A 14,186-nucleotide genomic window follows, 5' to 3' on the forward strand; every position below is an offset into this window, starting at 1 on the left:
ATTCTATTCTTCCTCGATTCACTCCCACCACAGAGTTAAATCTTCCCTGTTTGAAAAATATTTTTTACTACTCCGTTGTATTTTAATGTATCTATAAAGTAGCCTGCTCCATAACAGTATAATCCCCAAATAGTATAGCCGTTTCCATCAAAAACACCTTCATAATTATTAAAAAGTTGTCCTCTAAAATATCCTCCTTCAAATACAATATCGTTCGATAAAATTGCATTTATTGTCATTTTTCCGCTATTTACCTGCTCTGCAAACCAGGCCAACTCATCCGCCTTAGTAATTACATAAAACGATATACCATCAATTTTCCTCGTATTCTCTGGTTCGGATACAGATACCCACTCGCCAGCTAGCAAGTTTGTCACAAAGAAAAACAAAATCAGAACTAAAATGTTTTTCATTTTCGCTTCCCCTTCGTTTATCCGTTGTCGTTTAAAACATGATTGTCTATCAAAATCCGCTTGACTACAGCTAAGTCATGGTCAAGAGATCTGCGAATTCTTTTAGATTCACCAAAATCCTTGTATTGAATGACAACGAGCTTTATTCCATTTTTCGGAAGCACCTTTTCTCTGCGTTGATCGTATTTTTTTCGTTGCTCTCCACGGGAGATTCCACAACGGGTCATCTTGTTGTCAAAATACGGAGTTGGTTCCGTGTGTTGACGTTCCCAATACTCAATGACGAGATTCAATTCATCATAGTAGGCATCTACAGGAAGTGGACGACCTGAATTTTCTTCAACAACTCCATCCTTCAGGATATCGCCCCTCAAAAAATCAAAATGGTATTGTCTTTTTGCTTCCAACCCCAAAATTTTGTCGCAAAGGTCGATAACATAATGTTCGTCGGCCTTGTCCTTTCTCTTCAAAATTCTTTTCTTAAAACCCATAAAAGACTCCTTTCTCGACTATTTCTAGCGGAAATGAGATATGTTAATTTTTTCACACCAAATGTAAACAAAAAAAAATAAAGTCAAGGGTAATTGAGGACTTCAGCCATTTTTTTACATAATAGGCTCCCCTTTTTGTCCAAAATCACAATTTTGAAGAGGAAACAGACACATTTTGCCGCTAGAACGGAAGACTTTTGGATTCCGTCGGTCCTACGGACCTCCAGAATGACAAAACGACAACATACGCAAAAGGCGGTCATTTCAATCGACCGCCTTACATAGAATTTTTCAAAAATAATTAGAACTACAGCTTGCCAAGTTCGCGAAGCATTTTCTCGAACCTATCGGCACGGGCTTCAGCCTTGTCAGCACGCGCCTTTTCTGCGTCAGCGAGATTCTTCGCTTCGAAAAAACGCTTTTCAGCATCATCAGCACGAACTTTCTCTTCGTCTGCACGTCGACGTTCACGATCTACAGCGATATCGATTTCCTGTTGCCAAGTCATATAGCGTTTCCTCGTTTCGTTGTCCGTCTATTACATTTTCAAATTCTTCAGGTCGTAGTACATAAGTCGTGTATGCGGATCATTGTCATCAACATTCATGAAGTTGAATTTATTTTTGATGTAGAACGGGACCGCATCCAGATACGCGTCAACAGTCAAGAAACGGCAACCTGCTTTATTCTCGACTACGAACATTGACTTGATGTAATTCAACATCGTCGTTCCAATCCGATGATTTTTGACATTTTCATCAACTCCCAAGCGACACAACTTTACTGCAGGGTAGCTCTTGAGACGTTTAGAATTCGGAAACCCCTGCTCCCTGCGAAAACGGTTAAATTCGGTCTTGTCCTTGAAATCGGTAATCGCCACCTTGTCATTGGCAAGGCTGCAATAAGCCAGAATCCGACCTGAACCTGCTTCTGCACAAGCATAACTGACAGAAAGCAAGTTCTTTTGAAAATCCGATGCGCGATTGACTATAAAATCATTTAAATCCTTATCGCCGCAATCAAAATTTTTCACTTTGTTATTCGGATTCAACCGAACGAATGTCAAATTCTGCTCATCTATACATTGTCGAACCACGGATCCACCCCTCCATTTGCTGCTTCGCGGGCACGCTTTTCAGCCATGCCGATTTCATAAGCCTTTTTCATGAATTCGTAATCCTTCAAACGCTGTTCACGTTCTTCCGGTGTTTCCGGTTCAGGATTTTGCATACGCTCAAGAAACCGACGAGCATCTTCGCCGAAAAGTATAGGTGTTTCCCTTATAGGTCTAGCCATATAACATCCTTTGTTATATATCGTTCATATACCAACTTGGGGTGGGCATAGCCGCTTTTCTGGACCCGGCAACACACCTAATGGGGGTGGTATTTTTAATATAGATTCTTGCAAAATCAAAAACAAGGGGTCGAGCTGTTCACCGTTCATTTAGCAACTTACAGTTGACAAAACTTTCATTTCCATGGGAATAAAGAAGAAGCCCCGGTTTTGAACCGAGGCAATATCCTAATCATCGGTCACTTCGACACGCTCAGTGACCTTGACTATAGTCTAAATTACACACCCTTCTTGAAGCGCTTGCTCCACCAGAGAACCACCGGAGAGCAGATGCACACAGAAGAGTAGGTACCGATAAGGATACCGAAGCACTGGACCAAGCCGAAGTCGCGGATGGAAGAACCACCCATCACAGCGAGGATCACGCACACGAACAAAGTCGTGAGAGAGGTCACCATGGTACGGCTAAAGCACTGGTTCAGGGACTTGTTGATGGTTTCGGCGAAGTTGCTGGAACCATACACGGCAGTGTTTTCACGAATACGGTCGAAGTTCACGATGGTGTCGTTCACAGAGTAACCGATCATGGTGAGGAGCGAGGCAATCAAGGCGCCGTCGAAGGAAAGACCGAAGGCAGAGATGAAGCCGAGCGTAATCACGGTATCGTGCACCAGGCCGAGCACGGCCGCGACACCGAAGCCGAGACCGAACTTACCGAAGCGGAACCACACGTAAATCAAAATGCCGAGCCATGCGAGAATCACAGAAAGGATTGCGTTAAAGCGGAGTTCCTTACCGATGGTCGGACCCACATTGTCCTTAGCGACGATTTCGCACTTCTGACCGGCCTTTTCGAAGGCCTGAGCCATCTTGAGTTCGAACTGGGCGTCGTCAGAGGCGCGCATGCTAATCTGGTAGGAGTTAGCAGAAGTACCACCGAGCGTACGAACCTTCGTGCCAGAGATACCGGCAGCAGAGAGCGCCTTGCTCAAGTCCTTTTCGTGCTTAGCATCGTCCTGGTACTGCACGGTATAAACCTGACCACCAGTGAAGTCGATGCTGAAGTCGAAGCCCTTGACAGCGATGAAGGCAATGGATGCCACAATGAGGATCATCGAAATGAGGCCGAATCGACGGCGGTTCGGAATAATCTGAAGGTTCGCTTCGTTGATGGCCTTGAAGCCGGAACCAATCGAAAGCGTGGTACGATCAGCCTTGGCAAGACGCCAGTCAAGAATAGAGCGAGTCACCGTGATTGCGCAGAACAAGGAGGTCAAGATACCGATCGTAAGAGTAAGACCGAAACCCTTCACAGAACCCGTACCAATCTTATAAAGGATAAGGCCGGTAAGCACGGTGGTCAAGTTGGAGTCCAAGATGGCACCGAAGGCGCGTTCGTATCCCTTGGCCACGGCGGCGCGGGCGGTCAGGCCGTTCTTGAGTTCTTCACGGATACGTTCGTAAATAATCACGTTGGCGTCGAGAGACATACCGACCACGAGGATGAAACCTGCGATACCCGGCAAGGTCAACGTAGCGTTAAACACAGACATCACGGCGGCGGTCACCAAGGTGTTGATCACCATACCGAAGCTAGCGATAAGACCACCGAGGCGGTAGTAGGCAACCATGAACACCAAGCAGAGGATAAGGCCGATAGCACCGGAACCGAAGCCCTGCACAATGTTTTCTTCACCGAGGGTTGCACCCACGCTGCGGCTTTCAATAATCTTCATCGGAGCCTTGAGGGCACCGGCGCGGAGCACCACGGAGAGGCGGTTAGCTTCGGCCATGTCGTCGAGACCCGTAATCTGGGCTTCGCCGTTCGGGATACGGTCGCGGATCACCGGAGCAGAAATCACCTGGTTGTCAAGAACGATAGCCATCTGCTTGCCGATGTTAGCGGCAGTCACGGCAGAGAACTTCTTAGGACCAATGCCACCGAACTTGAGGCTCACGGCCACTTCACCGGCGCTCACACCATCAGACACGCGGTAGGGGCGAGCATCGACCACATCGTCACCGGCCATTTCGGCACGGCGCTTGAGGAGGTAAAGACGCTTGGCCTTAATCTTGGAATCACGCTGCACCGGTTCGAGACCGCTGCCGAAAGCGAAAGCGACATCGCGCGGAATCAGCTTCTGCACACCGTCAGTAGCGAGGAGCTTCTTGACCTTTTCGACATTTTCTTCGGCGATAAAGCCACCGTTACCAAAACTCAGGTAGTAAGCGGAAAGAGCAACGCCGACCTCAGATGCCGGTTGAGCCTCGACTGCAGCAGAATCCTTGGCGGAATCGGTAGCAGCGACTTCAGCGGCAGGAGCCTTACCGAGCAATTCGTCATCGGAAAGGGTCTTGGTAGCTTCCTTAGGAAGCGTATCCTTGGCGGAATCAGCCTTGGCGACCGTAGAATCCTTGGCGGTAGAATCCGTAGCGGCGGAATCAGCCACGATGTCGGTCGTCTGGCGGGTCAGGTACTGGTCGATGAGGCCAACCACCTGCGTAAACTTTTCGGCTTCGGCCAGAATCTTGAATTCGAGCTTAGCGGTCGAACCCACGAGAGCCTTTGCAGTGGAGTCATCCACGCCTGCCAGTTCAACCACGATTCGGTCGTCGCCGGACGGGGAAATCTGCGGTTCAGAAAGACCGTACTGGTCAACGCGGTTACGGATGATTTCGAGGGACTGTTCCTGAATGTCCTTGATATCGTCGCCCTTGATATTGGTTTTGTCAATTTCAAGGGTAATAGCCGTACCGCCAGCAAGGTCAAGGCCGAAATTGATGGATTTTGCACCCATCTTCGGATTTTCCTTGAGGAAGGTCTGCTTTTCTTCGCCCTTCTTGGTGTGAACCTGGATAGAAGGCCATACCGTGTAGGCAGACAAAACAATGACGAGGAGAATAATCAGTTCTCGCATGCCGAATTTATTTTTTTTCATTTGCAATCCCTTAATAAGGCATTATTCACTAAGTTTTGCGCGCAAAGATAGAAAAATAGACGAAAGATTAAGGACAACCGCCGGCAGAAAGCGGCCGAACTCGCCTAAAAAAGGCTCTATTCGGTAGGAGAATCCTTAATGCAGCGGACAGGTTGGGCATAATACTTAGGCGCCGCACCCATTCTCACGCGATCATTCGTACCTATAGCGAAGCAATACGAATCCCGTTGCACACCACCTAAATCCAAGCCCCACTCTTCTTCAGAGCTCCAAAAGCACGCGCTACGGCCACCCCCGTAGAACTCAAGTTTTGAAGTGGAAAGGTTTTCGCCAGCAGGAAACGCAGAAAAACCATAGGCATCGGATCCATTCATTTCATTTGCCCAACCAGTCGATGATTTGAGGATCCACCCCGCAATGGAGGCTCCTCCAACAAAAGAATACAACGTAAACCATTCTTCGTTATTGGGTAAATGCCAGCCGCTGGGGCAAATCCCCTTGAGGTTTTCAAAGAAACACTTGTTATTTCTATAGCCACAATATTGCGGATTATCGGCATCCGTCGCCAACATTACAGAATCTATGGTCGCGGCCCAAGTATATAGACGTCCCCATGAGTCGCAGTTTTCCGCAAGATCGTCATAACACCAAGTTTTGCCTTTAAGAGAAGGCGTTGCAACACTATCATCGTAATTCAGATTTTCCGCCATCCAGGTCTGTTCGCCAATTTTTACCGTCTTGTAAACTTTGCCATCGCGTTCATCGACCAGAGAGCCGTAGGTAACATCCGTTTGTATGGTATTTGTCTTGATTTCCTCAATCGTGCCATCCTTGATGCAACGGACACTGTTAACATCATCTTCTTTCTGAGTAAGCCAATAAGCATCGCGTGCAAAATCAACAGAGTAGATATCAGAATTCCAGGAAGTACTCCAATAACTGACGCTCAGCGCGGAAAAGCCCGTAGCATTGGAACCTTTCTCATCACGAGGAAATCCACTTTGAGACTTAACATCATTTTTCACTTCGTATCCGGAGCCATCCTCAAACAAATCCCACCATTCCGATTCCTCAGGCAAACGCCAACCAGCAGGGCAGCCAGAATCAGCAGCATTGAAAGTATACAATCGACCCAATATTTCGCAGTTTCCTTCATCATCATTAAAGCACTTACTTTTGCCGTCATCGTAATTCAAATTATCAGCCATCCAGACCAACGCACCGATTTTCACAGTCTTGTAAACATGACCATCGCGTTCGTCAATCAAGCTATCGTAAGCCACATTTGGATTCAGACGAGTTTCTTCTGTCTTGGGAGCGGGACCATCGTCCTTGAGACAGCGAACAGATGCATAAACTTCTCCACCCCATCTACTATAGGAGGCATATGACAAATCACCTCTCCTAACATAGATTTCGATATAACCCGAACCATATCCATCAACCTTCGCGGCTTGAAAAACAGCTCTTTCGCCAAAACCACCCCAAACATATCTTTCTTTATCACCTGCAAAACTAGAATCTTCCTTACTACCAAAAGCTACCGCCGAAAAGCCATAGGCATCGGTACTTTTACAAGAATCATTCGAGAAACAACTTATGTTAATCCAGCCACTATTCGACTTAAGATTTCCAGTATTTCTCACCGTTGCTTCTAGGGTACGCCACTCATCGAAATCTGGCAAGTGCCAACCATTGGGACACACCCCCTGCACTCTAGGAGGCAAGCAACAATCACCACAATACTGCGGGTTTTCCTTATTGTGAGACAAAGCCACAGAATCAATGGCTGCAGTCCAGCCATACATGCGACCAGCCACGGCGCAATTTCCAACTTTGTTGCCACAATCCAGCATTTTCCCCTTAAGACTGGGCATCGCAATGCTATCATCATAATTTAGGTTTTCTGCCATCCACACTTGATTGCCGATTTTCACCGTTTTATAGACTTTTCCATCACGGTCATCCGTCATGGTCCCATACTCGACATTCGGATTAAAGAAGGATTCCTTGGCTGCACCCCAAACTAATTCTATCGTATCGAGAGATTGTTCAGACGAGGACGATTTCACTTCTCTTTCGCTAGAATTGCCCGATTCAGTCCCCTCTCTACTGGAAGACAATTTGCTTTCCGACGTTAACGAGTCCGTTGAAGCATCATGATCAATCTCTTCGGCCCCATCATCAAGCCCCATGTCATCGATAACATCAGCGCCATTACCACTGCAGGCAACAAACAAAACGGCAACAGCAAACAACGCAAAAAACTTTTTCATAGAAAGCCTCCGGTAACCTCATGAATTCAGACTAAGCAAATTTAGTTTATTAAAACAGGAATCACGTTAGTGATTCCCAATCCGTGTGGCAACTATAGCGGTTTTATACTATGTTGAACTTAAAATCAGTGCCGTCTTGCAGCACAACGAGCGTCATCGTCTTTCTGCCGAGGGTTCGTTCGATGGCAAAGCCGTTGTCGGCAGAGCGAATTTCAAGAGCGCCCTCGCGAAGCACCGCATTCTTGTTACGGAGCGCAATCATCTGCTTGATAAATTCGTACAGCGGTTTGGCCTGCATTTCGGAGAGTTTACTCCACGGTACGCTACGGCGGTTATCGGGATCCTTGCCGCCCTTCATCGAAAGTTCTTCGCCGTAATAAATGCACGGCGCCCCCGGCAAGAAGAACAGAATCGTATACGCGAGCTTGATCCGTTCGAGGCTTGCGCAGGGTTGCGACATCAGGCGCGTGGTATCGTGGCTCCCGAGCAAGTTCATGGGAATGTCGCCGCGGCCTTCGGGGAAAGCCTTCTGCAAGCGCTCGCCGAATTCCTTGATCGAAATCGGATTCTCGTCGAACAGGAACTGCATCGCCGCCTTGCGGAACACGTAATTCATCACGCCGTCGAACTGGTCGCCCTTGAGCCAGCGAGAAGGCTCATCCCAAATTTCACCCACAATGTAGGCATCCGGATTCACCGCCTTCACGCGGCGGCGGAATTCCTGCCAAAAGCTATCATCGTCAATTTCATTCGGAACATCGAGGCGCCAGCCGTCAATGCCGCGTTTCATCCAGTACTCGCCTACCGAGAAAAGGTATTCGCGCACATCGGGGCAGTCCGTATTGAATTTCGGGAGCACCGGGAAGTTCCACCAACATTCGTAATTGGGCTTGTCGGTATAGGCGTTCAGCGGCCAGCCCTTCACATGGAACCAATCCACATACGGCGAATTTTGCCCAAGTTCCATCAGGCTATTGAACTGGAAGAATCCGCGGGAGCAATGGTTGAACACGCCATCCAGAATCACACGGAGCTTCAGTTTATGCGCCTTCTTGACCAGACGGTCAAAATCTTCGAGCGTGCCGAGCACCGGGTCAATCTCGAAGTAGTCCACCGTGTGGTAGCGATGGTTCGAATTGCTCTTGAAAATCGGGCACAAGTAAATGGCATTGACACCGAGGCCCGCAATGTATTCCAGCTTGTCCTCGATACCTGCGAGGTTTCCGCCGAACATATTTTCACGGGTAGGCTTGCTCCCCCACGCGACAAACTTGCCTACGGCATGATAACGCTCCGAACGGCAGAACCGGTCGGGGAATATCTGGTAGAAGATAGCGTCTTTAACCCAAGCAGGAGCGAACATAATTCAGATTTCAGAATTCAGAGTTCGGAGTTGAAATATTCTATTAAAATCAATTCATCATTCCGAAATCCGAATTCCGAATTGTTTTAGATTTTCCACATGGGGCGGCGCTTGCGGACATCCACGAGCATGCGGATATCGGAGCTAAGCGATGTGTAATCCATCAGTTCGTCCACCGAGCAAGGCATACGATAGCACCAGTTAGAACCGCCCACCGTTCCCGGGACATTCACGCGTTCCGATTCCGGAGACCCCTTGGAAAGGCTTGCCGACAGCGCCAGGTAATCCTGCAACGGCAGAATACAGAACAAACTATTAGCCGAATAGACATGCGCCAAGATCTGGCGCACGACAGACGGGGTAATTTCTTCGGGGGCCTTTCCCGGCAAATGGGCATGAGACCAATACAGGTCGCGGTCGAAATCCTTCTCGTACCAAAGTCCACGGAGCGTCGAGGAATCGTGGCAGCTCGTCGCACACACGGACATACGCGGATATTCACCCATTTCGTAGTACGGAGAATACGGGGCATTCCAGTTGCGTGCCCAGCGTTCGATACGCAACGAAAGAATGTTCAACTTATGCAGCACTGAAGGAACGCAAGGAGGCACGGCTCCGAGATCTTCGGCGCAAACAAGCATATCGGTTTCCTGAGAAAGGACCGTCAAAAGCTTCGTCGCATTTGCATCCCACAAGTCGTTCTGGGAATTTTCGTTTTCCTTGATCAGGTTACGCAGTTTCTCTTGTTCATATTCCGGCAAGGTAAAGAACACCGGTGCATTGTACCAGTACCAGTACGGGTAGAACGTATTTTCATCGCCCGACGGAACAAATACGCGGTTCCAATAAACCTTCAGCAGTTTGTCCTTGACTTCCTGCGGTTCATTCATTCCGAGAATTGCCTTTTCGGAAGAGTATTCCGGCTTCAGGATAAGGCGGTCTGGGTGACCTTCGAGCTGGGTAAAGCATACCGGAGCCAGACGGTCGGTATCGTTCCCCAAGAATTCACGAAGTTGGTCATAGCCGTAATTCGGACGACGCAGATATTCAAGCGTTTCACGGATAAAGCCCGCGGAGCTGAGCTTTTCCCAAGTGAGCGGCACGCACGGGTTAAAGTAACCCAAAATACCAGTGACCTCTTGCTGCGGAATCGACCAAATGCGGAAGAATCCGAGCACGTGATCAATGCGATAAGCATGATAGAACTTGCTGGCCTGCGCGAGGCGGCTACGCCACCATGCAAAATCATCCTTCTCGATAACATCCCAACGGTAAGTCGGGAAACCCCAGTTCTGGCCGCTATAGCTGAACATGTCAGGAGGAGCGCCCGCACGATCATCCAGAGAGAAGTACTTGCGGTCCGCCCATACATCGGCGCTATCTTCGTTAATCAAAATGGGAATGTCGCCCTTCAGGCGGAGGCCCATCTTCGAAATCTCTTCAATCACGGCGCTAAACTGCTTTTCGGCTTCGAACTGCATCCAGGCCTGGAACAGGTTGTCCTTCTCGAACTTTTTCCAAAGCTTATCGATATCCTTGGCCGACGGATCGCGGAATTCGGGCCAATCCTTCCAACTGGCTTCGCCGTTCATCGCTTTCAGAGTACAATAGACGCAATAAGGCTTTGACCACGGATTATCGTCAATCCATCGCTGAAGCAGCTTGTCCTTTTTGAGTTCGCTATAACGATTATCAAAGATCTTGCGGAGAACAAAACGCTTCCAAGAAGATATATGGTAATAGTCAATCTTTCCCAACTTGTCAAATTCGAGCTTCGCCGTGCGAATCTCATCTTCGACATCTGCAGAGCCTTCGACCGTCTGTACATTGATGAACACCGGATTCAATGCAAAAGCACTACGGGCACTGTACGGGCTAGATTCCGCCCCAGTGTCATTTACCGGCAACAACTGGATGATATTGAAATCGCAGAACTTTGCCCAACGGGCAAACGGAATCAAATCCAGGAACTCACCGATCCCGATACTCTGCTTGCTATAGAGGCTAAAGAGAGGAACGGCTACGCCACTTTGAAAATAAGAAATGTCACCATATCGCATGCTGCAAATTTAACAAAGTGCGTAAGCATCCGTAAACCGAAAAAAGTGAACTTCTTTCTGTTTTCTTTTTATATTTTGTTATAATTTTATTAAATTAAAATTATGAGCTACGAATGCAGACATTTGCGGAATACCTTCTGCAACAAACGCAAAAAAGAATGCGACCCGGGCGCCCCCGGATGCGTTCTGCGCGGACGATTCGTATTCCCCTTCAGCGAGTCCGCTAACGCACCCTCAAATACCGAAAAATCAGAAAAAAAGAAATAAGCCGAGCGGTCTTGTTAAGCCATTTTTGAAGCGTCGGTGCTCTTCATCGCGTCAAGCCTGACCTTCCCCGCAAAGAAGCTGTAAGCGGCAGGCACAATAAAGAGGGTCATGAACGTCGCGAAGGTGAGTCCACCGGCGATAGCGATACCCATCGCAATGCGGCTCGGGGTGCCGGTCATAATGAGCGGCACCGCGCCCAATACCGTCGAAAGGCTCGTCATCAAAATTGGGCGGAAGCGGCGTTCCGCCGCCATCCGAGCCGCCTCTAGCTTGCTACAGCCGGTACTCGCCGCAATTTGGTTCGCAAATTCCACAATCAGAATACCGTTCTTCGTCACAAGTGCAATCAGCAGAATCAGCGCAATTTCACTGAAGATGTTCAGCGTCTGCCCCGTCAGGAACAAGCAGGTCAAAGCACCCGCCAAAGCGAGCGGCACCGTAAAGAAGATCACGAACGGCGCACGGAAACTTTCGAACTGCCCCGCAAGCACCAGGAACACAAGCGCCAAAGCCAGCAGGAACACGATGTAAAGACCGCTGGAGCTTTCCTCGAATTCCTTCGAAGATCCGCTCAGCGCCGTACTGACATTCGGATAATCCTTCAGCAAATGCTTCGCGATGCGGCGCATTTCTTCGACGCCGTCGCCAATCGTCTTGCCGGGCACAAGGCCAGCCTGAATCGTCGCGGCACTGAATCGGTTATAACGCGGCAGCGACGGCGATGCCGACTGCTCACTATAAGTGATAAAGTTATCGAGGCTCACAAGCTCGCCCTTGTCGTTCTTGACCGTAAGCATCGAAATGTTTTCGGGCATGCTGCGGTACTGATAACCAACCGCACCAATGATATCGTACTGGCGGCCGTCCTTGTAGAATTCACCATAACTCTGGTCACTAATCGCAAGCTGCACCGCCTGGGCGATATCGTTCACAGACACTCCTTCTTCGTTCGCCTTGTCACGCAGAATTTCAATATGGAGTTCCGGCTTGGTAAAGCGCAAGTTGCTATTCACCACGCTAAACACAGGGCTCTTGCTCGCTTCTTCTTCGAACTTGGGCACAAGGGTTCGCAAGATTTCGATATTCGGCGCCTGCAACACAAACTGCACCGGGAGGCCGCCGCGCTGCGTACTGATACTCTGCGGTTCAAACACCATCACGCGCAAGTCGGGGTATTCGTTTCCGAGAATCTGAATGGCATGAGCGATTTCACTCTGCGGCCGACGAGCCTTTTTGTCGTCATTCAGCGTAATGCGCATTCTGGAATTGCCCGCATTCCAAGCACCCGCCTGGATTTCTGAATATTCGTTGCTATCCATGAGCGCAATTACTTCTTCGGCAAAGGCATCGGCCATGCGCTTGGTGCGAGTAAGCGTGACACCTTCGGGCATGTTCAAGTTCACCATGACCGCGTTGGAATCTTCGGTCGGAGCCATTTCGCTACTCATGTTGTTGAAGCAGAAATAGGCTGCCACCAAAAGCCCCGCCACCACCGGGAACAGGAGAATTCGCAGTCGAAGGAATCCGCCGAGCAACACGGAGTAAATACGGTTCAGCCAATCGAAGAACGGCTCCGTGACGCGGAAGAACCAGCCCTGCTTTTGCTTTCTCAAGAACTTGGAACAAAGCATCGGCGAAAGTGTCAAGGCGCATAAGGTAGAAAGGAACACGGTACCGATCATCACCGCAACAAATTCACGGAACAGAATCCCCGTCGTGCCACCCAAAGCAAGCACCGGGACAAACACGGCCATCAGCACCACCGAGGTCGCAATCACCGCAAAAAAGATTTCATTCGTTCCCGCAACAGCAGCCTGCTTGGGCGTCATGCCGCGTTCAATCTTATGGTAAATGTTTTCGACAATCACAATGGCATCATCAACCACAAGGCCAATGGCAAGCACCATCGCCAAAAGCGTCAGCACATTAATCGAGAATCCGCAAAGGTAAAGTACAAAGAAGCTACCGATCACAGACACCGGCACCACCACCATCGGGATAAGTGTCGTGCGGCCCTCGCGCAGGAACGCAAAGATAATGGCAATCACCAAAAGGAACGCAATAAAGATTGTCTCCACCACTTCTCGAATGGAGGCGCGGATATTCACCGAAGTATCGCGACCGTAAAGAACATCAACTCCTTCAGGAATTTCACGGCGGATATCTTCGACGCGCTTGTAGAACTCGTTGGCAATTTCCACATGGTTTGAACCGGGCTGAGCCATCAGGGCCAGGGTAATGGAGTTCTTGCCGTTACGGCGGAATCCCGTGCGGGTATCCTTGGGTTCGTAATGAACATCCGCCACATCCGAAATGCGGATCACGGTTCCGTCGGCGGCGGTCTTTACCGCAATATTTTCGAAAGCCTTTGGGTCCAGGATTCGTCCCAAAGTGCGGATAGAAAGGGTGGTCTCGCTGCCCTCGATAGTGCCCGAAGGCAATTCCAAATTGCCACGGCTGAGGGCCGCCGACATCTCAGCCCCCGACACGCCCAGGGCCTGCATACGCACCGGGTCTATCCACAGGCGCACCGTCGGCCGCTTTTCGCCCCAGATGGCCACTTCCGACACTCCGGAGATAGTCTGCAGGCGTTCCTTCACCTGGTTGTTCGCAATTTCCGAAACCTCCATGGGGTCCAGGTTGTCACTCACCAGGCTCACCATCAGAATCGGGTCATTATCGCTATCGGACTTATAGACCGTAGGTTCATCGACATCGTCTGGGAGCCTGCGGCGCACGCGACTCACGCGGTCACGAACCTCATTGGCGGCCGCCTCCAGATCCATGCCCGTTTCGAACTCGATGTTGATAGACGAAAAACCGTCACGGCTCGTAGAGGTAAGCGCCTTGATTCCCGAGGCACTGTTAATGGAGGCTTCCAGGATTTCGGTAACTTCGGCTTCGACCACGGCAGCGTTTGCACCCGGGTACGAAGTACGCACCTGAATCAGCGGATAGTCCACGTTCGGATATTCGCGCACGCCCAAGTTCGACGCGCCAAAGGCGCCAAGCAAGATGATGACGAGCGCCATCACGGTCATGAGCACCGGGCGACGTACGGAAAGGGTAGCGACACTCATC

The 14,186-nt window shown here is 49.5% G+C and carries 10 protein-coding genes; all 10 read right to left on the reverse strand.

All coding sequences use genetic code 11. From position 1 onward, the window contains the following. Positions 1–35: 35 nt before the first annotated feature. Complete coding sequence (locus BUA93_RS03470; protein WP_072977482.1) at positions 36–413, reverse strand: hypothetical protein; 378 nt, start codon at positions 411–413, stop codon at positions 36–38. 17 nt (positions 414–430) lie between these two features. Then, the gene (locus BUA93_RS03475; RefSeq protein WP_072977484.1) at positions 431–904 is read right to left on the reverse strand and encodes a hypothetical protein; all 474 of its coding nucleotides are present in this window, start codon (positions 902–904) and stop codon (positions 431–433) included. Between the two features lie 307 nt (positions 905–1,211). Next, positions 1,212–1,412, reverse strand: coding sequence for a hypothetical protein (locus BUA93_RS03485; protein ID WP_072977488.1), 201 nt, complete (start codon positions 1,410–1,412; stop codon positions 1,212–1,214). A gap of 30 nt (positions 1,413–1,442) precedes the next feature. After that, a complete protein-coding gene (locus tag BUA93_RS03490) occupies positions 1,443–2,000 on the reverse strand; it encodes a GNAT family N-acetyltransferase (protein ID WP_072977490.1) in 558 nt (185 codons plus the stop codon). Beyond that, the gene (locus tag BUA93_RS03495; RefSeq protein WP_072977492.1) at positions 1,982–2,200 is read right to left on the reverse strand and encodes a hypothetical protein; all 219 of its coding nucleotides are present in this window, start codon (positions 2,198–2,200) and stop codon (positions 1,982–1,984) included. The genes BUA93_RS03490 and BUA93_RS03495 overlap by 19 nt, the downstream gene beginning before the upstream one ends. Positions 2,201–2,478: 278 nt before the next feature. Continuing rightward, entirely contained in the window at positions 2,479–5,139 is a 2,661-nt protein-coding gene (locus BUA93_RS03500; protein WP_072977494.1) for a protein translocase subunit SecDF, read from the reverse strand. 116 nt (positions 5,140–5,255) lie between these two features. After that, positions 5,256–7,415 (reverse strand): FISUMP domain-containing protein, encoded by a 2,160-nt coding sequence (locus BUA93_RS03505; RefSeq protein WP_083597108.1) that lies wholly within the window; start codon positions 7,413–7,415, stop codon positions 5,256–5,258. 103 nt (positions 7,416–7,518) lie between these two features. Continuing rightward, positions 7,519–8,778 (reverse strand): glycoside hydrolase family 13 protein, encoded by a 1,260-nt coding sequence (locus BUA93_RS03510; RefSeq protein WP_072977497.1) that lies wholly within the window; start codon positions 8,776–8,778, stop codon positions 7,519–7,521. Between the two features lie 86 nt (positions 8,779–8,864). Then, positions 8,865–10,838 (reverse strand): 4-alpha-glucanotransferase, encoded by a 1,974-nt coding sequence (locus BUA93_RS03515; RefSeq protein ID WP_072977499.1) that lies wholly within the window; start codon positions 10,836–10,838, stop codon positions 8,865–8,867. A 281-nt stretch (positions 10,839–11,119) separates the two neighbouring features. Next, positions 11,120–14,185, reverse strand: a complete 3,066-nt coding sequence (locus BUA93_RS03520; protein WP_072977500.1) for an efflux RND transporter permease subunit — start codon at positions 14,183–14,185, stop codon at positions 11,120–11,122. Position 14,186 lies beyond the last annotated feature (1 nt).

It is taken from the genome of Fibrobacter sp. UWH4 (genome assembly GCF_900142475.1).
GTDB lineage: Bacteria > Fibrobacterota > Fibrobacteria > Fibrobacterales > Fibrobacteraceae > Fibrobacter.

Bases quoted from the DNA above. Each gene is read 5' to 3' on its own strand.
- BUA93_RS03485 (WP_072977488.1), bottom strand. From the start codon at position 1,412: ATGACTTGGCAACAGGAAATCGATATCGCTGTAGATCGTGAACGTCGA.
- BUA93_RS03515 (WP_072977499.1), bottom strand. From the start codon at position 10,838: ATGCGATATGGTGACATTTCTTATTTTCAAAGTGGCGTAGCCGTTCCT.
- BUA93_RS03505 (WP_083597108.1), bottom strand. From the start codon at position 7,415: ATGAAAAAGTTTTTTGCGTTGTTTGCTGTTGCCGTTTTGTTTGTTGCC.
- BUA93_RS03475 (WP_072977484.1), bottom strand. From the start codon at position 904: ATGGGTTTTAAGAAAAGAATTTTGAAGAGAAAGGACAAGGCCGACGAA.
- BUA93_RS03510 (WP_072977497.1), bottom strand. From the start codon at position 8,778: ATGTTCGCTCCTGCTTGGGTTAAAGACGCTATCTTCTACCAGATATTC.
- BUA93_RS03520 (WP_072977500.1), bottom strand. From the start codon at position 14,185: ATGAGTGTCGCTACCCTTTCCGTACGTCGCCCGGTGCTCATGACCGTG.
- BUA93_RS03500 (WP_072977494.1), bottom strand. From the start codon at position 5,139: ATGAAAAAAAATAAATTCGGCATGCGAGAACTGATTATTCTCCTCGTC.
- BUA93_RS03495 (WP_072977492.1), bottom strand. From the start codon at position 2,200: ATGGCTAGACCTATAAGGGAAACACCTATACTTTTCGGCGAAGATGCT.
- BUA93_RS03470 (WP_072977482.1), bottom strand. From the start codon at position 413: ATGAAAAACATTTTAGTTCTGATTTTGTTTTTCTTTGTGACAAACTTG.